The following is a 25,003-nucleotide window of genomic DNA, read 5'->3' as shown; positions in this document are numbered from 1 at the left end:
TCCACACTTATGAATATTCGAAGCAAATTACCGCTTTACTTAATTCTTGGTCGTAAAATAAATAGACGGTATCCGCCCCACACGCTTGAAAATAATACCCGGTAATGGAACCGATATAGGTAAAAGTCTCACCATTGGGACGCTTAGGCACATGAAGCAGATTGGTTTGCTCGAACTGGAGCATCTCTTCCAGAGATTCATCATATTCCTTGATGTAACTTTGAGCCTTGTCAGACTGAAAAGCGATATCATCTAAAATTCCGTTAACTTCAGGGTAACTCAGCCCCCAACCACTGGATTGCTTTTCCTCAAAATCACGGGTAAGTTCTTCAACAGACTTTTTGGCCTCTCCAAAGGAGGAATATGGATAAATTTTATTATTTTCCAGGAAAAACGCTTTGCGAGCTTGGTAGTCTTGTTCATTATCCATATACACCTGTTCCAGTCCGCCCAACGCCATGACTTCTCTCTTCATACGTAGGTACGCTTTATCCCCGGTTGATTTCAGCGCTTCATAGGTAGCTTCCAATTGCTCCTTCTGATGAAGACTAAAATAATTCCAGTCTGCTTCGAATTTGTATTTGCCGTCAATTACATCGAATCCCAGCATATCTTGCTTGGTATATGAGGTATGAAAGTCCTGAGTATTTTCACCCACACAGCCTTCGTAGATTTCTTTTACGGAAACAAAATGCAGCCACTCATCTTGCTCCGGGAATAAAAACTGAAGATTTATCGAGCAAATCGGCAGAAAATGCTTGCGATGATGTTCAAGATCGCTGGCAAATACGTCCTCGTATGCTGGAAAACGTTTGATGAATCTCTCAGGTATGTTCATGGTAGTCCTCCTATATTGTATGGTTTTCCGGCAGCCTTCTAATCTGAAACGTTCCTTCAATGGAAATCACGCTATAGAGTTCATCAAATCCTTCTTCGTAGCTCGGAACCTCCAGTTTACTCATTACACTCTTAATACCAATCTCAGGAATATACTCTTTGCCTGTGCGCTGCTCATTACGCTTAATAGATTCTGCATAATCAGGTTCAAAGTAGTAGCCAATGATTTTAAATCCCTTGTTTTTACAAGCACCTATATATTTCTTTCGTTCTTCGACTGTTGGATTGGTATTGTCCACTACAAAACGCTGCATCGTTTCGATAGAGGCCTGAAGGTAAATATTTTCCCTATTTCGTGTTTTAAGCATATCCAGATTTATTCGCATATGTGTTTTGAAGAATTGTTCTTTATAAAAAGTCGACTTGCCCGAAGCCTGAATTCCTATAAAAATAACACACTCCAAATCTACACATCCTTGTCCAAGTATACATATTGGTTAATATAATCTCTATTCTGCGAAAAAATCGGTGTCTCATGATCAACATCCCACTTGCTTCTAACGGCTTCGCCTTTGTTGTATTGTTGTTTGGTAATGCAAATTCCCCGCTTTTGCCAGACCGGAAGGTCGTTCCAGTTTAGCCCTTTTTCCACAAAAAGCTTGTCTTGGAGCTGATTTCCGTTCAATCCTTCTAGTTCTGAATGCCTGAAATGGGCTTGAGCTACCATAGAAATGCTGTTTTTAGTAGCATCTTGTTGTCTCCATAGGAAGTAGTTTGTAACCTCATCCTGAGGCAAAACCCAAGCTCTCGCATCAAAAGTGGCTAAAGGCTGACCTGGGTAAACCTTTTGGATTTCCTCATTAAATTTGGCTGTAGCCAGAGAGGCAGATATGGACACCATCTTTTGAAGATTATTTTCAAACCAGGATTGCGTCGTTAATTTGTCATCATTCGTAAGAAGCAGTGAGATTTCATCGCTCTGATGATACACCAATTTACATCCCATAATGTTATAGGCCAAATATTTACACGTCTCCCATAATGCAAAAATTAGTTTCTCATCAAAAGGTTTCGTCATCCCACGCGTAAAGGTATGAAAATGCGCACCATCAATTCTGATGATTACTGGTAAACGGCGTGGTAGGCTTAATCTATAGGCATTTTCATATTCCTTCATCCTATTTCCAAAATCATTTTTTTTCATAAACTATGTAGGTTCCTTTCATGATCCGTGATTTACGTACGCAGTACAGGGCGATATGGGGTGCGGATAGCCAAGCTTTTCTTGAAGAAAAGCCCCTCCTCGTATGTGCAGGAGGACCGAGAACAGCAAAGGTTTAATCAGCTTCTTGCCGTCTTTTTTCTGCTGATCGCTTGGGTTAGGACATCGTTAATTAAATCGAGGGTGTAGCCGAGCTCTCCAACAATATGGATTCGATGTCGGTTCCGCTTTCTTTTTTATTTTGCAGTAATATTATCTTCAAATACAAAAACGGATATAGCTATATCTTCCTCCACTTTAATATCTGAAAAGAGGTGTAGCAGCCGGGAATCCATGTAATCCTCCAGTTCTTTATTGAAGTGTGTGGGATATATTTTTTGAACCATTTTGGTTCGGGCTGCATGCACCATCTCTTTCCCGGATTCTTCTTGTGCCAGAAACTTTTCGGATGGGGTTAAATTTCCATATAGCATCGTGATGGCCATATTATCTACAAAGGTTGTATGTATGCGCTCCGGGCCTTTCCCAAATAGCTCTTTACGTACTTTTCGAATAATTTCGTTAAAACCCGTTTCCCTTCTCATATCGCACCGCTCTCCTAAAATCTACTAAAATCCCTATTACTATTTCCATCATAACCGATTCCTATCATATAAAACAGAGACTAGCGAAAGTGATTTTTGGAACATGATTTTACGCAATTATAGACGTTCATTAATTTTGTTTAACATTCCCTCTAAAATTCGCTTCTCCTCTTCGGTCAGGGCCTGAACAATTTCGTCCTCCACCTTTTGGAAAGAATCACTAAAAGTTTCAATCAATTCAATGGCTTTTGGTAAAACATAAATATTTTTTTGCCGTTCATTATTGGCCGGGATTTTGCGCTCGATGAATCCTTTTTGCTCAAGACCTTGAAGTATGCTTGTAATGCTGGCTCCGCGCAGATGAAACCGATCGGCAAGATCCTTCTGAATTAAATTATTTTCTTGATTCTCGTAGATATATCTAATCATTTTTCCTTGTTGAGCATTTAATCCCAACTCTTTTATGCTCTCGTCCGCTCTTTTCTTTAGCTTAAGACCGATAACCTGAAACAAATCCAGAAAAGCCGTATCCTTTTGGGTTTTCATCATCGTATCTCCTCAAATTATTAGAAGTCTAATTGTCAGTAAATAAACTATATAAATCTCTAAACTGTTTGTCAAATGAAAATCAGTTTGTTGACAGTTATATAACTAATAGTTAGAATTCTAATTGTTTGAAGCTGAACACTAAGGAGGAACGACATGAAGAATGTAACTCAAAGCTCTACGGTAGAAAAAGTTACAGCGATTACGAATGTACGTATTTTCGATGGAGAAAAAGTTATTGAGCCCAGAAATGTTATCATCCAGGGGGAAACTATTATTTCGGTAGGCGGAGACCTTCCGACGCATGCAACGATCATCGATGGGGAAAATGCGACATTATTGCCCGGCCTGATTGATGCGCATGTCCACACTTCAATCGGTGGGTTAAGAGATGCTTTAAAATTCGGCGTCACGACAGAACTCGAAATGAACGGCAGTTTTACAGAAAGAGGGCGCAAGATCCAGTTAAAAAACGTGAATGATGCCGCTGAAGTCCGTTCTGCCGGCACAGCGATCACCGCTCCAGGTGGTCATCCGGATGAATTACTGCAGGATGAGGATGAAATTCCTGAGTTCGTATTAAAGGAATTGGAGAAGTTACCCAAGAAAGACCGGGAAGCTATGCTAGCCGCTTACGCTCACGATCACGAAAAAGTGCCCCAAGTGACGACAGTGGAAGAAGCGATCAAACATGTGCATACCCAAGTGGAGAGTGGCGCCGACTTTATTAAAATCATGATTGAAGAAGGGACGGTCTTGGGTGCCCCTGGACTGCCTATTTTAAGCGACGAGATTTTAAAAGCAGCCGTGGTAGAAGCCCATAAGTTCGATAAAATAGTCATAGCCCACGTCTTGACGGCCCATTCTTCGCAAACCGCCATCGATATTGGAGTCGACGGATTGGGTCACTTATTTCTCGACAGGCCCGAGTACACATCTGAGTTGGTGAAATCCATAGCGGATTCAGGCGCATTTGTTATACCATGCTTAGTATTGAACTCATCCATTCTGGGGAATCCGGCATCAGAATTGGCGAATGATTCACGTGTTTATTCCAAATTAAGTCCGGAATGGATCGATATTTTGAAATCAAGCTTCCATACTTTCCCGCAAGGCAATTTGGAGAATAGCTTTAAAAATGTGATGGATCTTCACCGTGCCGGTGTGGATATTCTGGTCGGGACGGATGTCGCCCCCGTTCCTGTTCCCAATCTTGGCGGCCTTGCTCATGGAGCCAGCGTTCATCATGAAATGCAATTGCTGGTTGAGGCCGGATTTACTCCCATAGAAGCGCTTCAGTCGGCTACCGCGAAACCGGCCCGTTGCTTTGGGCTTAACGATCGCGGCTGTATTGCCGAAGGTTCGCTCGCTGACCTTATACTAGTAAACGGTGATCCGACAACCAACATCTCTGATACTTTGTCGATCAAATCCGTATGGTTCAAAGGTGTGCAACAACTATGTTAATCGGAGCCTATCGAACAGGAACAACTTTCTACTCTCATTTATATGACTTCCATTTTTACTTTCCGAAGATAGCTTAATCTTGTTGCCAACGCAAAAACACCTCCAAGGTTATCTCCATATCTTACGACATGGGGTTTCACTTTGAAGGTGTTTTAATTGCAAGGAACATTGTAAAAACGTACAAGCAGTGGCCTCACATCGTTTCGGTTGCACTGTTTGTCATAAAATATACGGCTTACTCGTAGGCACCGATGTTCACAGCGACTCCCTGTACTCTTGGCTTCCCGTCGATATCCAGTGTTCCAATGATGGCAAGGTCCGTGTTCCCGGCATCGATCGCAGGTGACGAAGACTGCAAATGGAAGTCGCTGTTCGCGGCACTCACGAATTTAGGATCGGCAAATAGAGAATGCGTATCGTTGCCGGTCCCCGATTTGTACGCGGAGAAACCCGTATACTCCTTATTTTTCCAGATCCAATTCGCTTCCGAGCTGCCGCTTGGAGCAAAATATAAATTATAATCCACAACATTGCCGGAATTTTTGGTGTATCCATTGGAGATCAGCATATCCGTGGAGCTGGCCACGAAAATATTGTTTTGGATCACGTTGTTTCGCGTATCATATTGAACCAAAAACTGGCCGCTTCCATCTTCAAACGTATCGTTCTTGTATAGTGTATTGTTCACGATCTTGCAGTTTACCGTGGAGCCACGCTCCTCATTGTAACCGCCCATGGCAATGCCGGTCAGTCGGTTGTTATATATCACGTTGCTGCGGACCGTAATATTGCTGGTGGCTTTACCGGCGTGCTCGGAGGCAATTTCGACGCCGATATCGTTGTTGTAGCTGTAGTTCTGCTCAATAATACTGTCCTTGCCCCCATCTACATAAATGCCCCCGGCCGAGTTGTCATCGCTCTTGTAAGATGGGTTATTTTGAACTGAATTATTATACACCCGATTTCCCTTCACCAACCCGTTCCGCGCCTGATCGTAAGTCGTATTCGGCGCGGTGCTCTCAAAGCCGATCAAATCAATCCCGATGTTGTCATTATCGTGAATGAGGTTGTCGGTCACCGCAAAGCCATCCACGTTGCCGTTTAAAACGAGCGATTCGCTGGAGCCCAGCACGAGATTGTACAGCTCATTGCCGCTGATCGTAAGATCGTGAATCGAAGCCGGAGCTTTCGTGCCGTAAACAGCGATACCGTGAGCATCCCGGCCCAGCCGATCTTTGCCGGTCGGAGTGACCATGTTTTTGATGTCATGGATTTTATTGTTGGACAGATTAATGAAGCCGCCCGAACCGTGGACATAAATACCTACAGGCACCACGTTCTTGGAAGCAGTGGTAAAATTGCGGATTTCAAACCCCCGAACAGTAACGTAATTGACATCGGCCAGTTCGATCAGCCCTTCGTTCCCGCTGACCGAAAGTCCGCTGCCATCAATAATGGCGGTCTCTGTCCCATAGTTGGTGAACACAATGGGACCCTGTGAAGCGGAGCCAGAGCGGGTGATCTTTACTTTCTGCTTGTACACGCCGCCCCGGACGTAAACCGTGCTGCCCGCAGGAGCCACGTCGGCCGCGTGCTGCAACGTCTTCCACGGCGCATCGTTCGTTCCGGCGTTAGAGTCGCTGCCGCTCGTGGCCACATAATATTCTGAACCGGCCGCGGAAGCGACGGGAGGTTGCACATTTCCGGCCACCAGACCAAGCCCGAAAACCATGGCTAAACCTACCAGAAACATTTGCCCGAATTTCTTCATGTTCCTCATCCCCCTTTGTTTTTCTTGTAAATTGTACCCTAATTCCACTAAATCTGTTCTTTGGCATCGGCCATTAGTGCAACCTAATGCGCCATACCAAGGACCAGGAGGTCACCGTAATTGCTGTCGAAAGAAACAAGAAACCCTGCGTTTTAGTAATCGCAAGGTTTCTTGGTGATCAAAGCTGCTAACGTTGCCGCAGCTACCCTGTCGGCAGACTGCGCATGTTCTTACTCCAAACGGACTAATCCTTTACCAGTCGATTAGAAAGCATCAACATGATAAAAGAGAATAAAATGATGACAGCTACCCAGCTCCAAGAGAGTGTCATATTTCCGACCTCGGACGCGGTGTAAATCGCTGTAGGCAGGGTTTGAGTCTGTTCAGGAATATTACCTGCAAGCATCAGCGTAGCACCAAATTCCCCTAACCCTCGGGCAAATCCGAGAATGTATCCTGAAATGAGGGGTCGGTAGGCAAGGGGCATCGTAATGTGGCGAAACACTTGCCATTCGTTGGCACCTTGCGCACGTGCAGCCTGCTCTACCTCCGGGTCTACAGCTTCAAAACCTGCTTTAATGGTGCGGTAAGCCAGTGGAAAAGCAACAACTACGGCCGCCACCACTGCAGCTCCCCACGTAAATACAATCGTCTGCTGGAACAGGCTTTCGAAGGCAGTGCCAATCCAGCTTTTCCTTCCCAGCAAGATGAGCAAAATAAAGCCGATAACAGTAGGAGGCAAAACGAGCGGAAGAAGTAGGACGGTCTCAATCACGCTGGTTCCCCTCCGCGACGTGCAGTTCGCCATCATCCGCGCTACCACAGTAGCTAATAAAAAGACGATGATGCTGGCGACGACAGCGACTTTAACAGATACGATAACCGGAGGAAGAAAAGCTGACCAATCCAACGGGACCCCCTCCTTTATCTGTAAATTCTATTTTCCCGTCATTTCTGTAGGGGCTGAAAATCCATCTTTACTGAACACACTCATAGCTTCATCTGTTCGTAGAAAATCAAGAAACTCTCCTGCTTCCTGGCTGTGTTTGGTTGCTTTTACAATGCCTTCAGGATACAGGATGGGTGCGTGCAATTCCTCGGGCACTTCCAGTGCTATGACCGTTTTATCGGATGATTTGGCATCCGTTAGATAGACGAGTCCTGCATCGGCGTTGCCTGTTTCAACATAATTTAATACCTGTCTTACGTCCTTGGCGAATACCATCTTAGGTTCCAGCTTGTCCCATAGCCCAGCCTTCGTTAACGATTCTTTAGAATATTGTCCGGCGGGAACGGTAGTAGGCTCCCCAACAGCCACTTTCAGGAAAGAAGGACCCATCAAGTCATTGAGCGTAATGCTTTTGTTATCTGTGCTTTTCGCCTTATCTTGCGGAATAACCACAACCAGTTTATTTTGAAGTAGCACGTTATCCTTTTCCACCAATGAAGCATCGGTTAATGCCTTCATTTGCTTCATGCCTGCCGAAATAAATACGTCAGCGGGTGCGCCTTGCTCAATTTGTTTTTGTAATGTACCAGATGAAGCGTAGTTAAAGGTAAGTTTGATATCTGGGTGCTTTTTCTCATACTGGCCCTTGAGCGTATTCAGACTATCTTGAAGACTCGCAGCGGCAGAAACGACTAGTTCTGTCTTGGGTGCGGACTGTGCCGACTGTACAGCAGCCGGAGACGAACACCCAGCCAGAACCCATGCCAACAATCCAACGAACGTGAATATGTACCCAAATTTCTTTTTCAACTTGTTCTTCCCCTATCCTATAAATTCCAAAATGAGATAGCGAAAATAAGGAAGCATTGTACATCTCATAACGGGTCGAATCTATTGGGTCAACCCAAATATTTGTGATAAATTGATCTCGCCTCGGCGATGTCCTTCGTGCCATGAATTAAGACGCGACCATCCTGAAAAAGAACGATTCGATGCGTCCCGATAACAACGGATACCAGGTATGGATTATGCTCCACTTTGCCCCCCTGACGGGATAACAAACGTGCCGCTTCATTCAGATCACGTACAGCACCCGAAGCCGGGCGGATTTGAACCGTATCTCGTCCGCACAAGACAGCCGTTTTAGCCTGATGCTCCGATTGTAAAAAAGGATACACTGGGTGCTCACCACACGTTGGACAATCGGCTTTCTTCATGGCGCTGATTTGGATTGCCTGATGCTGATTGTTCCACAGATCGAAAGAAATCAGCTTATTTTGCAAAGCCGAATCGTCCCCTGTGAGCAGCTTCAATGCCTCGGCGCTTTGATAAGCCGCTACCATCTGTACAGCCGGGCTAATCACACCGACCGTATCACAGGTTGCACCGCCGAGCGGTACAGTTCCGAGCAGGCAATGCAGGCACGGTGTCTGCCCTGGCACGATGGTAAAGGTTGTCCCATAACTACCTACACATGCCCCGTAAATCCAGGGTATTCTGTGCTTGACCGCATAATCGTTCATAAGCAAACGTGTATCGAAATTGTCAGTGGCATCTACGATGAGATCCACCCCTGCTGCGATATCGTCGATTTCCTCCAGCGAGACGTCCCGGACTAGCGCACGAATGTCCACGTCCGAATTGGTTTGCTGCAATCGCTTCTGCGCGGCCACTGCCTTGGGGATCTGATTACGGGCATCCGCTTCGTCATAGAGCTGTTGGCGCTGCAAATTACTCCAGTCTACATAATCACGGTCTACCAACGTCAGCCGTCCGATGCCCGCTCGCACCAGCATGTCAGCATTGGCAGTGCCCAGTGCGCCGGCCCCCACCATCAGCACGTGCTTACTACGGATATTTTGCTGGCCTGTCGGTCCAATTTTCGAGAATAATTCCTGTCTAGAATAACGGGCATGAGACGTATGCGCATGTGCAGCAACCTCTATTTTCTGGATCTTGTCCATTTCTGACATCGTTGATTTACGCCTCCATACTTATCCATTGAATAGCTACAAGTTGATCAGACAAGCTAAAAGCTTAGATGTCCTCGCCCTTATTTGAAAGCTTTGGGGTACTTTGAGGGTTCCAGCCACCCAGCTGATGCCCCTTCCATTCTGAGCCGTCCTCCCACACTTCCTTTTTCCAAATCGGTACGATTTGCTTTAACCGTTCAATGGCATGGCGGCTGGCTTCATAGCAAGTATCGCGGTGTGCAGCTGAGACAGCAATCACCACACTCGTCTCTCCAATTCTTACCGTGCCAAGCCGATGTGTAATCGCAGTACGTGTGGAAGGCCAACGTTCTGCAATTTCGTCACCAATCTGCTTCATCGTGTTCATGGCCATCGGGACATACGCCTCATATTCAAGCAACACCGTTCGCTGACCTTGCGTAAATTCCCGAGTCGTACCATTAAAGGTCAGCGAGGCGCCATGAGAAGGGTCGAGTACCTTTGAGGTTACTTCATCGGCATCAATCGGGTCGTACGTAATGGCAAATAAACCACATTTTGAAACGACCGTCTCCATCCCGGATGCTGACTGATGAAGAGCAATTGCATCTGATGGAAGCACAAGTTCATTTGGAGAAGCCAGCTTTTTATGATGGGTAAAAAAAGAACCTGGCAGTTGTGAAGCCACTTCCGGGTACAGCTCATTCAGCCTTTTTCGAATGTCTGCAATGGTCACCGCTTCCTGTGAAAGTTCTACCGTGATCACATCACCAAGTTGCTCCGCCATATCTGCGAATAGTTGAATACGATATTGCATATGATCTGCCCCCTTGCACCTATTCTATCGAATTCACCTATCCTATGAATCAATTTCATAATACCTTTAGCTGCTCTAATCAAAACTAGATATAGATCAAAATGATTCGATTTGTCTATATCTAGTTACAACCATCAAAATTTAATGAGTTATGAAATTGATTCCTATTAAATAAAATCTACCCTCCTGAAACCGGAGGAATAATCGCAATCTCATCATGTATACTCACGAGGTCCTCAGGAGCGGCGTAGGCTTGATTTCTGGCAACAAAAGAACCCTGCAACTGAGCTGCTGATTCAGGGAAACGCTCGGATAGCAAGTCTTTTAATGCGGCAACGGTCATCGTTTTTTGCTCAGTAGGCACCATAATTATAGGCCCTCCCATCTGTTCCGCAAGTCCAGCAAATACTTGAATATGATAGTTCATTTAACATACCCTCCTTTTCAGTACAGTGACTGCCCACCACCTATGTATCAAGAAAAACCAACATGAATGAATACCTCGAAAGGTTTTATTCCATGCTGGTTAACTATGACGGTGTACATTGAAGATTATTACATTATATTTTAGATTCAACCAGCTCATCAATCCGTTCGGTATGCGTATATACATTCAGAGAACGACTGCGTATAAAGCCAACGGTCGTAATCCCCAGATCCTCAGCCAACTCAAGTGCAAGCTCTGTGGGTGCTGACTTGGACAAAACAACTTCACAGCCAATCTTCGCAACCTTCAACAAAATTTCAGACGAAATGCGTCCGCTGAATACTATGATTTTGTCTTGTAATACAATATCATGTTTTAGGCAATACCCATAGATTTTATCTAGCGCATTGTGTCGGCCGATATCTATTCTGGACAGGATCATCCCGTCTTTGTCGCATAGCGCTGCATTATGAACACCACCGGTCTCTTGGAACGTAAGTGCCGAGCTTTGCATTAAATTCATCAAGCGGAAACAATCGTCAAAAGACAGCGTAACATGGGTGTCATTCATTCTTTTTGCCACTTTGGCATCATTCATAAAATAAAAGCCCTGTCTACTTTTTCCGCAGCAGGAGGTAATGTAGCGTTTGGAATGAAAATTCTGATAAAACTCATTCATTCGACGGGTTTTAATATGAACAAAGCCTTCTTGTTCCTGAACCCAAATATCTTCAATATCATCGTACCGCTGAATGACGCCTTCAGAGGCCAAAAAACCCACCGCCATATCCTCCACATACTCCGGTGTACAAACCATGGTAGCAAATTCCTGCTGATTGATTTTGATGGTCACCGGATGCTCCGTCACCACCGTGTCTTCAAAACGCTTGATCTGACCGTCATGATAACGTAGAATCTCACGTTTTACCTCAGCTGGCTTTTCCACGTGCTCCACTCCCTTGTTTCTGACAGGCTGGCTCTTCGGCTCACCCGCCGATGTGTGACATTTCAATTTTAGACGTTGCTTGCTGTGTATGATTCAGCCGTTCCTCTGAATAGCGATCGGTACGTTCTCTCCAAACACGCTCAATGTAAGCTCTAATCTCGTCATCGGACTGTTCGGAACGTAGCATCGCGCGAAGCTTGTACCCTTGAGAGGCAAACAGGCACGTATACAAGGAGCCTTCAGCAGAAATTCTCGCTCGTGTACAGGTAGAGCAGAAGGCGTCCGTAACAGACGAAATAATACCGATTTCCCCGTCTCTGTCCTGATACCTGTAGCGCGTCGCCACCTCACCTTTGTACTGGGGTGGGACAGGCTCTAACGGCATATGCTCGTGAATGGCTTGGATGATCTGCTGCTTGGAAACGACCTGATCCAATTTCCAGCCATTGGTGTTGCCTACATCCATAAACTCAACAAAACGCAAAATATGCTTTTTCTTTTGGAAATAGTCGGCCATGGGAACAATATCCTGATCGTTAAAGCCCTTTTGCACGACCATATTTATTTTCACCTGCATCCCTGCTTGAGCCGCAGCCTCAATACCATCCAGCACCGCCTTTACGCTGCTTCTGCCCCCGTTCATTTGGCGGAACCGATCATCATCAAGCGAATCCAGACTAACCGTCACTCTCTTTAGTCCCGCCTCTCGCAGTGCTGCAGCATATTTAGGCAAAAATACGCCGTTTGTCGTCATTGCAATATCTTCAACCCCATCGAGTTGAGTTAACGAATGAATAAGCGAGGACAAATTTTTCCTCAGCAACGGCTCACCACCAGTAATACGCAGCTTTGTAACGCCCAGCGAGACAAAAATACGGGAAAGGCGTGTAATTTCTTCAAAGGTCAATATTTTTTCTTTTGGCAAAAACGGATAGTCATGGCCAAATATTTCTTCCGGCATACAATATCGGCACCGAAAATTACATCGGTCTATGACGGATATTCTTAAGTCCCGTAACGGACGATTCCATTGATCGTCGCTCCGGTTCGCCATCCTGTTCACCTCAATCCGTCTTCATTAATAAAACTCTTTACACTCTAAATTGGAACGGTATTTCCATTCATTTTATACTGAACCAAAAAACCGGCATCACAACAACTTCTTCGCTTATGAATATCGAAGAATCTGCTAAATGCCGGTTAATTTATCTACATCAGGATTTTACGAATCCCACATCATGTGATATAGAAAAATCAAACTAACAAGCGCTGCGACAAATAAAATATACGCGATTCCCACGTACACTCCATTTACGATTGCTCTGAAATAGATTACATTCCTATTGTTAGCAATCCTGGAACGTTTGTCAATGATTTTTCGATTTCTCAAACGATAATCATTATCAATTAAAAAATTAATAATGTACCGTTGAACTATCTTAAATTTTACGTTATAGTTACACGAGGTGACATGCAGAAAATGACATATCTAAGTTATTCAGAAGTTATTGATATACAGACGGTGCGTACCGTTTGTTATTAATACATATTCAAATGGCGGATTGGCCTCCAGGACCTAGAGCTTGGTCACTACTCCACCATAAACACAAGTGCTGGAACACGAGCACTTGTGTTTATGGTGGAGTTTTTTTATTCCAAATTTTTAAATTTAAAATCTGAAAGGAGCCTGAACCGTGACAGATAGTTCGATCAAAATTACATTAAACGGACAGGAACTGAAAACGAAGAGCAGCGCAACGATTCTTGAAGTGATTAACGAAAACAACATCGCCCATCCCCAGCTGTGTTACGTTCCCGAAGTCGATCCGATACGCACCTGTGACACGTGTATCGTGGAAGTGGACGGAAAACTTATGCGTTCCTGCTCGACACTGGCTTCGGATGGAATGAATATTCATTTACATTCGGATCGCGCGAAAGCAGCTCAAACCGAGGCTATGGACCGATTGCTGGAAAATCATCTCCTTTACTGCACAGTGTGCGATAACAACAACGGTAATTGTACTTTGCATAATACAGCAGAGCTTATGGAAATTGAACATCAAAAATATCCATATCAACCGAAAGTGGACCCAACAGAAGTAGATATGTCTCATCCCTTCTACCGATATGACCCCAATCAATGTATTGCATGCGGCCAATGCGTAGAGGTATGCCAAAACCTTCAGGTCAATGAAACGCTGTCCCTCGACTGGGAGGCTGAACGTCCTCGCGTCATATGGGATGACAGGGTTGCGATTAACGATTCCTCCTGCGTTAGCTGTGGTCAGTGTGTAACCGTCTGCCCATGTAATGCCTTGATGGAGAAATCTATGCTGGGAGAAGCAGGCTTCATGAGTGGCATGAGCAAGGATTTATTAAATCCGATGGTGGATTTAATAAAGGAAGTAGAGCCGAGCTATAGTGGGATTTTTGCTATTTCCGAAGCCGAAGCAGCAATGCGTGAAACCCGTACGAAAAAAACGAAAACCGTCTGTACATTTTGCGGTGTAGGTTGCAGCTTTGAGGTTTGGACCAAAGGTCGCAAAATTTTGAAGGTTCAACCTACCTCCGAGGGACCTGTTAACGGTATCTCGACATGCGTAAAAGGGAAATTTGGCTGGGATTTTGTGAACAGCGATCAGCGTCTGACCTCCCCTTTAATTCGTCAAGGTGACGAATTTGTGGAAGCAACCTGGGAAGAAGCACTGAGCCTGATGGCCAGCAAGATGGGAGCTATTAAAGAAACCTATGGTGGCGAAGCACTCGGCTTTATTTCTTCTTCCAAATTTACTAATGAAGAGAACTATTTGATGCAGAAGTTAGCTCGTCAGGTCTTCCAAACGAATAACGTCGATAATTGCTCACGGTATTGCCAATCTCCTGCGTCATGGGGGTTGCAATACACCGGAGGCATCGGTGGGGACAGTGGTACGATTAAAGATATTGCCAAAGCAGGTTTGGTCATGCTGGTCGGTTGCGCGCCGGGAGAAGGTCATCCCGTGCTGGCTACGCGTATCAAACGTGCGCATAAGCTGCACGGTCAAAAGTTAATCTCGGTCGACCTGCGCAAGCATGAAATGGCAGAACGCGCTGATCTGTTCATTCGTCCGAAGCAAGGTACTGATTATGTATGGTTATCCGCTGTAGCCAAATACATCATTGAGCAAAACTGGCATGATGCAAAATTCATTGAAGAGCATGTAAACTTCTATCCTGAATATTTGAAATTGCTAGAGCGATTCACCCTGGACTTTGCCGAACAGGAAACTGGTATTTCCAAAGAGACACTGATTCAGGTAGCGACTATGATTCACGAAGCCGACGGCACTGCCATTTGCTGGGGCATGGGTGTGACGCAAAACATCGCAGGCTCTTACACTTCGATTGCGATTGCCAATCTGCTGCTGGTGACTGGAAACTTTATGCGTCCGGGTGCAGGCGCATATCCGCTTCGCGGACATAACAATGTTCAGGGTGCTGCCGATATGGGTACGATGCCGGATATTTTCCCGGGCTATCAGCCCGTGACGAACGATGACATTCGTGCCAAGTTTGAAGCGGCCTACGGTGTACAAATCCCAGGTCAGCGCGGACTGGACAACATTCAGATGCTAGAAGCCATTGAAACAGGTAAGCTTAAAGCGATGTATATCGCTGGAGAAGAGATGGCATGGGTGGATGCCGACTCCAACCATACCCAAGAAATGCTGGCGAATTTGGATTTCCTTGTCGTTCAAGATGTATTTCTGAGCAAGACAGCTGAATTCGCTGACGTTATTTTGCCAGCCGTACCTTCACTTGAAAAAGACGGAACCTTTACGAACACCGAACGTCGTGTCCAGCGTTTATACGAAGCACTCCGCCCTATGGGAGACAGTAAACCGGATTGGTGGATTTTCAGCCAATTTGCCAAGCATATGGGATTTGATTGGGATTACAGCCATCCAAGTGAAATTTTTGAGGAAATGGCGTCGCTCACTCCATTTTTCTCCCAATGTAATTATGACGTATTGGAAGGCTGGAACAGCTTCCACTGGGGATCGCCGGATGGTAGCAATACACCGCTGCTGCACACCAACGGCTTTAACTTTCCAGATAAAAAAGCGCGTTTGGGACTTTTCGAATATGTACCACCAAAAGAGTACCCTGTTGAATTCGATCTGACCTTGAATAATGGTCGACTGCTCGAACAGTTTCATGAAGGAAATATGACGACCAAATCAGCGGGTATTCAGCTCAAACTTCCAAAAGTATTTGTGGAAGTGTCACCTGAATTGGCTAAGGAGCGCGGAGTCACAGACGGATCGCTGGTTCGATTGGAATCCCCTTATGGTGCGGTCAAGCTACGCGTTCTGGTTACAGACCGGGTGCAGGGAACTGAAATTTATGTGCCGATGCACTCTACCAGCCATGATGGTGCTGTCAATCTGTTAACTGGTGGAGCGTTCGATGTGGTCACCCGTACACCGGCCTATAAACAAGCCAAAGTACGGATGCAAATTTTGGAGGTAGATGGTCAAAATCCACTCCCACGTATTAATCCGCGTTACAAAAAGCGTCACCCGCAAAATGGGGTTGAAGTGGACCGTAAGTGGAATCGTCCCGGTTATGTTGATTTGGTAGATCAAAAATAAGGAGGTCGAACCGTGGCTAAGCCTATTTCAATTGTGAGAAAACGCATTTTGACAGAAGAAGAACGCCAAAAACAATCGCTGGATCAGCTTACTGCTGATCTGGCGGACAATGGAGCGGCACTGCAGAAGACACTTGAAATCGTACGTGAGCTGCACGATAGTGGTCTTCTCGAAGCAGCCCAGTCTATGCTAAAGGCTAAAGAAAGCATCGCCAAAATCGCTGTAGGACAAGCGACGCGTAAGCCTGTGACGAACATCATCAATAATCTCATGGGAGCAGCCGGAATGCTGTCTGAGGTAGACCCCGAGCTGATGAAAAAGCTGACAAACAGCGTTACTAATGGCCTGAACGAAGCCAATGAACATCTAAAACAGAATAAAAAGACTCGTCTGCGCGATCTTATGAAGGCGATGAATGATCCAGATGTAAACCGTGCAATGGGATTTGGCATTCATTTTCTCAAAGGAGTGGGAAAAAGTTTGTCAGATAAATAACTTATAGAGCGTGAGGGTTGAAGACTAGTAACAATGACAATAAAAAGAGCTGGCTCCGAAAACGGGGGCAGCTCTTTTTATTTATTTTTTATCCACTTGCAATAGCGTCACCGTTTTAAGAGAAACAGCATCTTTTATTTGCTCCTCTGCGATGACCTTGAGCTTAAGCAAACTGGCAATCTTCGACGTATCCGGCTTGGAAAACAAGCGCCATAGCTGCGGATCAGGCAGTGAATCATACAGCTTTGTATGATCGTATTCCTTACGGTGCTGCTGCACAATCTTGACCCGATAGTTGCCAATTTCCCAATCTGACACTTCCTGCTGCGCACAATGAGCGGTAATGTCATTACGCAAATCAGTCAGTTCACCTTCAATTTCTTTTTGCTTTTGCTTTAACTGATAGTAGCGACGCACTTTGTTTTCCAATCCCATCACGCTCCTCTGCTTACATATGTATGTTTGCAGAAGCGTTTTAGGACAAGTTTTGTGATGTTAGGATTGAAGGTATACCTGCAAAAGCATTTCCCGGGTAATGGAAAGATCCATAATAAGTTGAGCCATCATCATCCAAACTTTATTTAGGTACATTCGTCCCTGGATTTACAGGCCCTGCTCCTCGGGATTTCTCCTTACGCTTCATATAATTGGCCCAGTATGCCGTCAGAATAGGTACCAAAATCGAGGTCACAATGACTGAAGCGGCAACTAAGGCCGTTGCAGATTGCGCAACAGGCAGGAACTCAGGCTTGATATTGGCGACAATGACTGGGTTCGCTACTGCTGCACCTGCTGTACTGGAAGCTGCGATTCCTGCTGTACCGTTGCCACCACCGATATATTTGTCCGCCAAAATTAGTGGAATACCTGTAACGATAATTACAAAAATACCCAATAAAATACCGAGCATACCTGTCTGGACAATGACACTCAAGTCAATGGAACAACCAAGTGCAAAACCGAAAAATGGAATTAAGGCTTGCGTTGCGTTCCCAAAATACTTTCGGAAATCATGATCCAGATTGCCCAACATAAAGCCGATCAAAAATGGTAATACCGCCCCCACAAATGTCTGCGGTTCGAAAACGGCCAGTCCGGTGCTACCCAAAATAATCATGGTCACTAATGGACCCGATTCCAGTGACATCAGTACAAATGCTCCCGCCTCTTCCTTGGAGCCATACTGCTGCATAATGGAGGCGTATAACCCGCCGTTCGTCATATCCATAGCCGAGATCAGCGCCAGCACCGACAAACCTGCAAATAGCCCACTTTCTACACCCCCAACAGGCAGCAATCTGGATGCAATGATCGCCACTACCCACGCGACCGCGATTTTAGTCAATACGAGCGTTCCTGATTTACGCAATACAGTACCCGTCGCTCGCACATCTATAGAAGCCCCCATACAAAAAAACCACACTGCTAAAATGGGTACCGTACCTGTCATCAGCCCCTTGGTAAAAGATCCAAAATAGTCGCCTGCCCATGGAGTAAATGTATGAAAAAGCGCGCCAATAAACAGCGGCACCAGCATAATGCCCCCTGGAATTTTATCAATGTTTTGTTTGATTTTCATAACTTCGTTCAACCCTTTCGTTTTTGCCAATGCAAAAACAAGGCCGTGTCACTTGCGGCTCAAACCGAGCTCGGGAATCAGTCTCGCGAAGGTATCATGACTCTCCTTCAGTTGTCGCGCGAATGCGTCTGCATCCTGGACACGCAATCCCAACCCATGCTTACGCATTTCCTCCCTGAATTCCTCGTCTTTCGTTCCCTTGATCAGTGCATCCGTTAGCGTTTGAGCAACTGCATCCGGTGTATCCTTAGGCACAGCCAGCCCTCTCCAAGTGCCGATAAAATGTACACGCAGCCCAGTGGCTTGCTGTAGTGTCGGCACTTTTGGAAACGCTTCCGAAATAGTGTCTGACTGGATCGCCAGTATGCGAAGTTTCCCTTCGTCCACGTATTTCTTCACTTCTGCGGGACTGACGGGTACAGCATCCACAAATCCGCTCATTAAAGCGGAGACGGCTGGGCCTGCTCCCTCATAAGGGATATGGGTAAAGCGGACTCCACTTTTCTGTTCCAGCATTGCGGCAGCAAGGTGCCATATGCTCCCTGTGCCTGCATTCCCCATTTTGAGTTTGCCGGGATGGGCCTCAGCATCCTCCAGAAATGCCTCCGCTGTCTTCCATGGTGCATCCGCCCGGACCGTAATGGCAGAAGGGTCCATATTGGTTTGAAGCAGCGGCTTAAATCGCTCATAGGTGAGCGGTAGCAGTCCCAGATAAGGCAACGTAGTCAGCTCAGCGACCAGATACGTTACGGTATAACCGTCCGCCTGCGCCTCAGCCCCTTCCATCAGCCCGACAGAACCGCCTCCTCCCGTTCGATTGACGACGATGATCGGCTGACCGAGATGCTTTTCGGCGGCTTTCGCCAACGCTCTCGCGGTAATATCCGTACCGCCTCCGGCTGCATAGGGAACGACGAGGGTTATTGGCTTCGTAGGAAATATACGGCTGTGATCCTGCAAGGTGCGGTGATCCACATATTCACTGATACTCAAGGCAGAAAGCATAGCTACTCCCGCCGCAACCAGCACATATTTTTGCCATGGCTTTTTCTTCATTACGTTTCCTCTTCTCCAAAAATGAACTGGGCCCGTCATGCGCCCGTTTTCACCTCCAACGTTTTCGGTCTTGTTGTTTGCGTTTACATGAAGTCAATGTACCGCAACGTGGAGGGCTACAGCTATCGCTTAATCTTCGTATTTATCTTCTATTTCGCCAAAGTATCGGCCTTTTGACCGATCTGCATATTCATTGGAAGATTTGCTGATTTGTCTGAATTTCCCTGGGGTCACTTGCTTATGCTTGCGGAATACCCGAATAAAACTGTTCTCATTTCGGTATCCGACCTGCTCTGCAATTTCACTGATTTTCAAATGGGTTTCACATAGTAGAGTGCTTGCCTTTTTTACGCGTAATCCAGTCAAATAATCGTAAACGGTAGTCCCTGTTTCTTCCTTGAACATACTGCTCACCGAGGACACGCTCATGTGAACATGATCCGCAATTTCCTGAAGTCCGATGTTCAAATGCAAATGATGTTCCATATACTCGATCATCTCTTGTACACGCACAAAATCTTTGGACTGAATACGTCCGTGCCATTTTTCTTCAATTTCAGTCAACATAGTGACCAGCAATACCTCAATGTCTTGAAAGTCTAGCGTCAGAATCTGATTCCAGTGGTAATCAGCAAGCTGATCCGGCGGCGTCACACTCTGAGTGGCACACCATTTCAGCAAATCTTCCAGCAATTCATGAACAAACAAGTAGACCTGGGCTGGGGATGTTCTGTGGAGTCGAAGTTCTTCTACCCAGTGGCTGATTAGCTTTACACTTGCACCCGGTTCCTGCGACTCCAGGGCATGAATTATTTCCACACGCCGATCGTCCAACAATGTTGAATCCTGAATTTGCTCCTTTGACTGTTCATCCACTGTATTATCCTTTTTCACACTTATATCGCTGTCCATATTCGTATATGAACGTCCATACCCCTCATACAAACGCAAATTAAGGGCCTCTTTTCCTTTTATAAAAGATGCCCGTGCCTCTTGAATATCCGTGACCATATGACCAATCCCTATAGAAATGGTCAAAGGAAGATACTCACCGACAACCTGAATCAGTCTATCAACGCTTTTGTGAAGCAAAATACTCTCTTGGAGGGCAGTCTCCGAACCAACTTCAACTTCATTCGAACTCTCGCTGTACTGTAACAGCACAATAAAACCACTTTCCTCTTCCGGCGAGCATACTGCTTTCCAGTAAGGTTCGAGCATCTCTAGCAAAATATTGTTCAGCGCATACTTGAGCAGCATTTTATCCTCTTCTGGAAAGCTTGCAGCCCACGCAGAATATCGGTCGATGGACACGATTATGACAAACAAAGAATTACCGTCCCAATCGGAAAAATACTGTTCCCATTTCATACGCATTTCCTGTATGCCCATTCTACGCTGGATGACATCTTCCATATATTTGGAACGCAGCTCCGGCAGGCTTCGCTCTACCACCAATGATTTGCGATGAAACTCTCCAACCAGTTTGCTAATCACAGGTTCCAGGTCATACAATCCTCCTTGGCGCGTTCCCTTATTACCCGAATTCAATAGGCTATTAATTTTTTTCATGGGGCGAAAAGCTGCATAGTTGTAATAGTAAACTGCTGAGCACCCAGCCAGTATGGAGATAAAGGCCAGCCACAGCATCATATTGCGCGCCAGCTTTACATTTTTTAGCAGCTTGTCCATCGGAACGAGCGAGACTAGACGCCAGCCCGTTACATCAGAAAAGGTTTGGTTCGCCATATATTCCATATTCCCTATCTCCACATAAGCATAGGGGCTCACATCCAGCTCTTTCAAAACCCTGCCCATATCATTTAAGGGTAAGGACAATCTCAGCTTGGGATAGATCAACTCGCCCTCCAGATCATACACGTATTGCGAGTTGGATAAATGAATATATAGTTTGGAGAAAAAACGGTCGTAATCCAGATTGATTAGCACCGCACCCATGACCTGACCATTCTCTACTATGGGCCTGGCCAGCGAAAGCAGCTCTAACGTCCCCTGCTCACGATCGGTGCCGTACCATCTCCGCTTAATCAACAACGGTTTTTTTTGAATGTCCTGAATCCAGGGAACCCATGTGGCATCCGGTGCCTGCTTCCAATCAGGCATGTAACCATAATTGCTGGATACGAGAGCATGATTGTCCAAAGAAATCACTTCAACCGAATAAATTTCTTCGTGTGAAGAAAGGGTTTTCAAGTATTTCTGAAGCCGATCTATGACGGAGGCGTTATCTTCCAGCGATTTCCTATCCGTTTGGACACGTACAAAAGCCTCTACATCCGGATGATATGCTGCATCCAGCGCCTTGTTATCAGACTCACGAAAAGCCCGATTGGTCACATCCAGATTGATTTGCAACAATTCTATATTGGGTGTGTTCAGCTCGGTATCCAAACCTTCACGGTATCGTGAATACGATAGCAAGCCGATCACGCTAATTACAAGCGACACGCACAGAGTGAGCAGTAGAATCAATCTTGTCTGTTTATTTTTCAGTATCAATCGAAGCTTAAGTCGCAACATTCCCGTAACTTCATCCTTCCGGACTTCGTTGTCCATCTTCCTCTTGCCAATATACATGGTGACATATTCTCCCTAAATCTATTTGACGTAAGAGTTGGAATTCCCTGCCTATGTATATCAAACTTAACAAAAGTCACATCATTAAAATAAAAAAGAAGCCTCCCTGTACAAGGTAGAACTTCTTCTTTGGCACTGCTTATATTCATTATTCAGCAAAACTGATACTCGCTTCACAGGTTTTAGCTTGTCTTTTCCACCTGAAAACGATCTAGCTCCCGCTGCATCTCTTCGCGAATCTGACGAAGCTCTTTTACCTTCTCAGCCGATTCCTCAAATGAACGCTTCTGCTCCACCGTGGAAGCCGTAATCTCTTCGCTGCCTGCGGCGGATTGCTGAGTGATTGCGCTGATATTTTCGATAGCTTGCTGCACCTGTACGCTCAGTTCTCGCGATACGTCCATGTCCGTTGATAGCTTACTGACTTGGCTGGCAATTTGCTGCACTTTGCCACTAATCTCAGTAAACGATTCTCCGGTCGAGGAGGTAGCCTTCTCCTGCTCACGAAACAGCTCCTGACTTTGCGCCACAGAAGTCTTCACCTTATCCATAGCCTGCGTGATACCGTCAACTGCGGTATAAATTTTCTTTACAGCAGACTCTGATTGATTCGCTAGCTTTTTCACTTCATTGGCAACCACAGCAAAACCTTTGCCTGCTTCACCTGCACGTGCAGCTTCAATAGAAGCATTCAAGGACAACAGCGATGTTTGGCTGGCAATTTCGGAGACGTATCCGGTCATGGTTGTAATCTCAGATGCATTCGCCTCCAGCTCCTTAACCGTCTGCTCCACTTCGGACATGGCTGAACGATTTTCTGCAACAATACGCAGTTGATCACTCATGACCCGCGCACCTTGCTCAATGACACGCAAAGCATCCTCACTATACGCAGTCGATTGTGTGGTCTCCAGCAGATTCGATTCAAACTTTTGCTGCATTTCATCCACAACGCCAACTGTTGACGACAGATCCTCAGCAATTTTCTGACTGCCTATCGCCAGTTCCTCTGTTGACGTGCTGACTTGTGTCACAATTTCCTTCATGGCCTCATTATGCTGATCAATATCCCGAGCCATCAGATCGACACGATTACCCGCCTGATCAATGGAGAGTACAATGCTGCGCAAGTTCCCGATCATCACCCGGAAAGATTCATTGAGCTCGTCTAGCTCATCGTGCCCCTTCGTTTGTGCAAGCTCCACTGTCAGATTCCCCTCGGCAATTTGCTTTGCGGCATCCGTTAACTTGCGTGTTCTAAGGGCAAGCTGCCTGGAGGTATATGTATTATATAGCCCAACCGCCACCAGAAGTATAACTGCACCTGCCAAGGCCAATTGCCAAGTAAAACGAATGCTCTTAGTCAAATCTTCTGTGTATTGGTCATAACGTGCCTTGGTCAGCAGATCCAGCATAAATACATCGTTCTGAATCCCTTGGGCACGCATGGCCTCCCGCTTGGACTCCGGACTGTTTTGGGTACTCATTGCTTTCTCCGTTGCTACTTTCAATTGGCTGAATTTTGTTTTAATCGTATTCAGTCGTTTTTGCTGTTCTTCGGTCTGCATCATGCCCTGTGAAAGCAAAGCAATCGTTTTTTCAGACTGAGTCAGTTGATTTTGCACATCAGCTTTGTTGCTCTCTGTCATGGAAGCAGAATAATTTTGCAACGCCTGTCCCGACTGAATCAAATAGGCATTGAGCTGCTGTACATTCAACATAGCCGGAACCAAATTACTACTTTGCGAGTTAATACGAATTAATTCAAAAATGATATATGCCACTAAAGCCAGACAAGCGATCAAGGAAATCATCGCATTCAGCACCAGTTTACCTTGCAGTTTCATCAGCTTTCATCCTCCGTTTGCGAAAATTTATTGGGTGGGAACAGTAAGTGTGCCGGATTTGATTTTTTCCTTTAAATCATCCAACAACTTTTGCTGATCCGGACTCAGTGTCACGACACGAATAGGCGCTAAACCTACGCCATCTTCTGCAAGACCAAACACCATATCCTTCTCCGTAAATTTTCTTTGATGATCTGCAAAGCCTTTGACTGCTGTATAAATTGCAATGTCTACATTTTTAAACATCGAGGTCACTACCGCCTTTTCCGCAATAAAAAACTGGTCGCTATCGACCCCGATGGCTAATTTTTGCTGTTTTTGCGCTTCCTGTAGCGCACCTACGCCCGTGAGACCTGCGGCTGCAAAGATAACATCAATCTGATCCTGATTAATCATGTCATCTGCAATTTTCGTACCCAGTTCCGGCTTTCCAAAATCTCCTGCATACGTTGCAGTAACTTTGGCATTAGGCTTGACTGATTGCACCCCTGCGCGGTACCCAATTTCAAATTTTTTCAACAGAGGAGATTCCGCACCTCCAAGAAAACCCACCTGTTCGGTGCGACTCGTCAAACCGGCAACGACCCCAGCCATAAAACTGCCCTCTTCTGCTTTGAAGCTAATAGAGGCCACATTCGGTAAATCTGATTTCTCATCCACGATTAAAAATTTACGGTCTGGGTATTTTTTGGCAATGGATTCCATACTGTCCTTCACCATATAACCCAACCCAATGATTAAATCCGCTTTTTCTTGAGCAAGCTGCTCAAAAGCCGCATCATACGTCTTGGTCTCCGTTATTTCCCGGTATTCAAAAACAATCTTCCCCTCATCCCGTGCCTTGACCAAACCTCGAAAAGCCGCGTCGCTGTAAGATTGGTCACCCAGACCAATATCTGACAGTACGATTCCCACCTTAATGGGTTCGGCCTTGGTTTGTACGTCTGATTGCCCACATGCACTTACCAATAATGCAAAGATCGTGACAATGGGAATCCACCTAAAAGTTAATAATAGAGCTCGTTTCTTCATGACATATCACCTCAACATAAAATGCAAATCCCCAACATCTTTATATCGGTTATAAAAGCATATTTTTTCATAAGAGTTTCTGTAAATTCATTGTTAATAGAAGTGTGATAAGTGTGATGTCATTGTTTATTATGTAAAAAATGTATATTTTGCTTTGTTTTTATTATACGAACTGTCCAAATTCATTTATTTTCGTTTATACCGGAAGAATAAAGTGTAATTTGGAAAACATAGGTACTTT

General features: G+C 45.4%; 22 protein-coding genes. 3 read left to right on the top strand and 19 right to left on the bottom strand.

The genetic code is table 11. The features are described from left to right. Positions 1-7: 7 nt before the first annotated feature. The 5 genes from ACEN8J_RS05435 to ACEN8J_RS05415 all read right to left on the bottom strand — a co-directional run bounded on the left by ACEN8J_RS05435 (position 8) and on the right by ACEN8J_RS05415 (position 3,189). Entirely contained in the window at positions 8-838 is an 831-nt protein-coding gene (locus tag ACEN8J_RS05435; RefSeq protein ID WP_029515406.1) for a hypothetical protein, read from the bottom strand. Between the two features lie 10 nt (positions 839-848). Next, positions 849-1,301: an AAA family ATPase gene (locus ACEN8J_RS05430; RefSeq protein WP_029515407.1), complete on the bottom strand. Its 453-nt coding sequence runs from the start codon at positions 1,299-1,301 to the stop codon at positions 849-851. A gap of 2 nt (positions 1,302-1,303) precedes the next feature. Further along, a complete protein-coding gene (locus ACEN8J_RS05425; RefSeq protein WP_025718215.1) occupies positions 1,304-2,041 on the bottom strand; it encodes a tRNA(His) guanylyltransferase Thg1 family protein in 738 nt (245 codons plus the stop codon). Positions 2,042-2,295: 254 nt separating this feature from the next. After that, positions 2,296-2,643: a Na-translocating system protein MpsC family protein gene (locus ACEN8J_RS05420; RefSeq protein WP_013311231.1), complete on the bottom strand. Its 348-nt coding sequence runs from the start codon at positions 2,641-2,643 to the stop codon at positions 2,296-2,298. A 117-nt stretch (positions 2,644-2,760) separates the two neighbouring features. After that, complete coding sequence (locus ACEN8J_RS05415; RefSeq protein ID WP_029515409.1) at positions 2,761-3,189, bottom strand: MarR family winged helix-turn-helix transcriptional regulator; 429 nt, start codon at positions 3,187-3,189, stop codon at positions 2,761-2,763. 156 nt (positions 3,190-3,345) lie between these two features. On the opposite strand from ACEN8J_RS05415, the gene ACEN8J_RS05410 reads away from it, so the two are divergent. After that, positions 3,346-4,656, top strand: coding sequence for an amidohydrolase family protein (locus ACEN8J_RS05410; RefSeq protein WP_029515410.1), 1,311 nt, complete (start codon positions 3,346-3,348; stop codon positions 4,654-4,656). Between the two features lie 235 nt (positions 4,657-4,891). On the opposite strand, the gene ACEN8J_RS05405 is transcribed toward ACEN8J_RS05410, so the two are convergent. The 8 genes from ACEN8J_RS05405 to moaA all read right to left on the bottom strand — a co-directional run bounded on the left by ACEN8J_RS05405 (position 4,892) and on the right by moaA (position 12,572). Then, entirely contained in the window at positions 4,892-6,427 is a 1,536-nt protein-coding gene (locus tag ACEN8J_RS05405) for a right-handed parallel beta-helix repeat-containing protein (protein WP_495594325.1), read from the bottom strand. Between the two features lie 244 nt (positions 6,428-6,671). After that, positions 6,672-7,337 carry a molybdate ABC transporter permease subunit gene (gene modB, locus ACEN8J_RS05400; protein WP_069010423.1) on the bottom strand — a complete coding sequence of 222 codons (666 nt, stop codon included), beginning with the start codon at positions 7,335-7,337 and terminating at the stop codon, positions 6,672-6,674. A gap of 27 nt (positions 7,338-7,364) precedes the next feature. Beyond that, a complete protein-coding gene (modA, locus tag ACEN8J_RS05395) occupies positions 7,365-8,186 on the bottom strand; it encodes a molybdate ABC transporter substrate-binding protein (RefSeq protein WP_039274513.1) in 822 nt (273 codons plus the stop codon). A gap of 89 nt (positions 8,187-8,275) precedes the next feature. Further along, the gene (locus ACEN8J_RS05390) at positions 8,276-9,349 is read right to left on the bottom strand and encodes a thiazole biosynthesis adenylyltransferase ThiF (protein ID WP_029515414.1); all 1,074 of its coding nucleotides are present in this window, start codon (positions 9,347-9,349) and stop codon (positions 8,276-8,278) included. Positions 9,350-9,413: 64 nt separating this feature from the next. Continuing rightward, entirely contained in the window at positions 9,414-10,145 is a 732-nt protein-coding gene (locus ACEN8J_RS05385) for a molybdenum cofactor biosynthesis protein (RefSeq protein ID WP_029515415.1), read from the bottom strand. 178 nt (positions 10,146-10,323) lie between these two features. Then, complete coding sequence (locus ACEN8J_RS05380; protein ID WP_340885999.1) at positions 10,324-10,572, bottom strand: MoaD/ThiS family protein; 249 nt, start codon at positions 10,570-10,572, stop codon at positions 10,324-10,326. 133 nt (positions 10,573-10,705) lie between these two features. After that, positions 10,706-11,518, bottom strand: a complete 813-nt coding sequence (gene fdhD / locus ACEN8J_RS05375; protein WP_318627371.1) for a formate dehydrogenase accessory sulfurtransferase FdhD — start codon at positions 11,516-11,518, stop codon at positions 10,706-10,708. 40 nt (positions 11,519-11,558) lie between these two features. Next, positions 11,559-12,572: a GTP 3',8-cyclase MoaA gene (gene moaA / locus ACEN8J_RS05370; RefSeq protein WP_049816885.1), complete on the bottom strand. Its 1,014-nt coding sequence runs from the start codon at positions 12,570-12,572 to the stop codon at positions 11,559-11,561. A 640-nt stretch (positions 12,573-13,212) separates the two neighbouring features. On the opposite strand from moaA, the gene fdhF reads away from it, so the two are divergent. Together fdhF and ACEN8J_RS05360 are read left to right on the top strand one after the other, a co-directional pair. Next, on the top strand, positions 13,213-16,155 hold the full coding sequence (gene fdhF / locus ACEN8J_RS05365) for a formate dehydrogenase subunit alpha (RefSeq protein WP_495594324.1): 2,943 nt from the start codon (positions 13,213-13,215) through the stop codon (positions 16,153-16,155). Between the two features lie 12 nt (positions 16,156-16,167). Continuing rightward, positions 16,168-16,650 (top strand): helical membrane plugin domain-containing protein, encoded by a 483-nt coding sequence (locus ACEN8J_RS05360; protein ID WP_039274499.1) that lies wholly within the window; start codon positions 16,168-16,170, stop codon positions 16,648-16,650. An 81-nt stretch (positions 16,651-16,731) separates the two neighbouring features. Here ACEN8J_RS05360 and ACEN8J_RS05355 read toward each other — a convergent pair whose 3' ends face one another. From ACEN8J_RS05355 to ACEN8J_RS05330, 6 genes are all read right to left on the bottom strand, one after another. Then, positions 16,732-17,085 (bottom strand): hypothetical protein, encoded by a 354-nt coding sequence (locus ACEN8J_RS05355; RefSeq protein WP_029515421.1) that lies wholly within the window; start codon positions 17,083-17,085, stop codon positions 16,732-16,734. 142 nt (positions 17,086-17,227) lie between these two features. Then, a complete protein-coding gene (kdgT, locus tag ACEN8J_RS05350; protein WP_495594323.1) occupies positions 17,228-18,229 on the bottom strand; it encodes a 2-keto-3-deoxygluconate transporter in 1,002 nt (333 codons plus the stop codon). A gap of 48 nt (positions 18,230-18,277) precedes the next feature. After that, positions 18,278-19,285: a tripartite tricarboxylate transporter substrate binding protein gene (locus ACEN8J_RS05345; RefSeq protein WP_495594322.1), complete on the bottom strand. Its 1,008-nt coding sequence runs from the start codon at positions 19,283-19,285 to the stop codon at positions 18,278-18,280. 129 nt (positions 19,286-19,414) lie between these two features. Next, entirely contained in the window at positions 19,415-21,862 is a 2,448-nt protein-coding gene (locus ACEN8J_RS05340; protein ID WP_495594541.1) for an AraC family transcriptional regulator, read from the bottom strand. Positions 21,863-22,065: 203 nt separating this feature from the next. Beyond that, on the bottom strand, positions 22,066-23,730 hold the full coding sequence (locus tag ACEN8J_RS05335; RefSeq protein WP_495594321.1) for a methyl-accepting chemotaxis protein: 1,665 nt from the start codon (positions 23,728-23,730) through the stop codon (positions 22,066-22,068). 27 nt (positions 23,731-23,757) lie between these two features. Next, positions 23,758-24,762, bottom strand: coding sequence for a BMP family lipoprotein (locus ACEN8J_RS05330; protein ID WP_029515426.1), 1,005 nt, complete (start codon positions 24,760-24,762; stop codon positions 23,758-23,760). Positions 24,763-25,003 lie beyond the last annotated feature (241 nt).

This window comes from Paenibacillus sp. Paensp38 (assembly GCF_059491915.1).
The sequence above is the reverse complement of the archived record's forward strand: the minus strand, read 5'-3'. Positions and strand labels throughout refer to the sequence as shown.

What these genes read in the sequence shown, in the direction of transcription:
- ACEN8J_RS05435 (WP_029515406.1), bottom strand. Translation starts at nt 838, where the DNA reads ATGAACATACCTGAGAGATTCATCAAACGTTTTCCAGCATACGAGGAC.
- ACEN8J_RS05425 (WP_025718215.1), bottom strand. Translation starts at nt 2,041, where the DNA reads ATGAAAAAAAATGATTTTGGAAATAGGATGAAGGAATATGAAAATGCC.
- ACEN8J_RS05420 (WP_013311231.1), bottom strand. Translation starts at nt 2,643, where the DNA reads ATGAGAAGGGAAACGGGTTTTAACGAAATTATTCGAAAAGTACGTAAA.
- ACEN8J_RS05415 (WP_029515409.1), bottom strand. Translation starts at nt 3,189, where the DNA reads ATGAAAACCCAAAAGGATACGGCTTTTCTGGATTTGTTTCAGGTTATC.
- ACEN8J_RS05410 (WP_029515410.1), top strand. Translation starts at nt 3,346, where the DNA reads ATGAAGAATGTAACTCAAAGCTCTACGGTAGAAAAAGTTACAGCGATT.
- ACEN8J_RS05405 (WP_495594325.1), bottom strand. Translation starts at nt 6,427, where the DNA reads ATGAAGAAATTCGGGCAAATGTTTCTGGTAGGTTTAGCCATGGTTTTC.
- ACEN8J_RS05390 (WP_029515414.1), bottom strand. Translation starts at nt 9,349, where the DNA reads ATGTCAGAAATGGACAAGATCCAGAAAATAGAGGTTGCTGCACATGCG.
- ACEN8J_RS05385 (WP_029515415.1), bottom strand. Translation starts at nt 10,145, where the DNA reads ATGCAATATCGTATTCAACTATTCGCAGATATGGCGGAGCAACTTGGT.
- ACEN8J_RS05380 (WP_340885999.1), bottom strand. Translation starts at nt 10,572, where the DNA reads ATGAACTATCATATTCAAGTATTTGCTGGACTTGCGGAACAGATGGGA.
- moaA (WP_049816885.1), bottom strand. Translation starts at nt 12,572, where the DNA reads ATGGCGAACCGGAGCGACGATCAATGGAATCGTCCGTTACGGGACTTA.
- ACEN8J_RS05355 (WP_029515421.1), bottom strand. Translation starts at nt 17,085, where the DNA reads ATGGGATTGGAAAACAAAGTGCGTCGCTACTATCAGTTAAAGCAAAAG.
- kdgT (WP_495594323.1), bottom strand. Translation starts at nt 18,229, where the DNA reads ATGAAAATCAAACAAAACATTGATAAAATTCCAGGGGGCATTATGCTG.
- ACEN8J_RS05345 (WP_495594322.1), bottom strand. Translation starts at nt 19,285, where the DNA reads ATGAAGAAAAAGCCATGGCAAAAATATGTGCTGGTTGCGGCGGGAGTA.
- ACEN8J_RS05340 (WP_495594541.1), bottom strand. Translation starts at nt 21,862, where the DNA reads ATGGACAACGAAGTCCGGAAGGATGAAGTTACGGGAATGTTGCGACTT.
- ACEN8J_RS05335 (WP_495594321.1), bottom strand. Translation starts at nt 23,730, where the DNA reads ATGAAACTGCAAGGTAAACTGGTGCTGAATGCGATGATTTCCTTGATC.
- ACEN8J_RS05330 (WP_029515426.1), bottom strand. Translation starts at nt 24,762, where the DNA reads ATGAAGAAACGAGCTCTATTATTAACTTTTAGGTGGATTCCCATTGTC.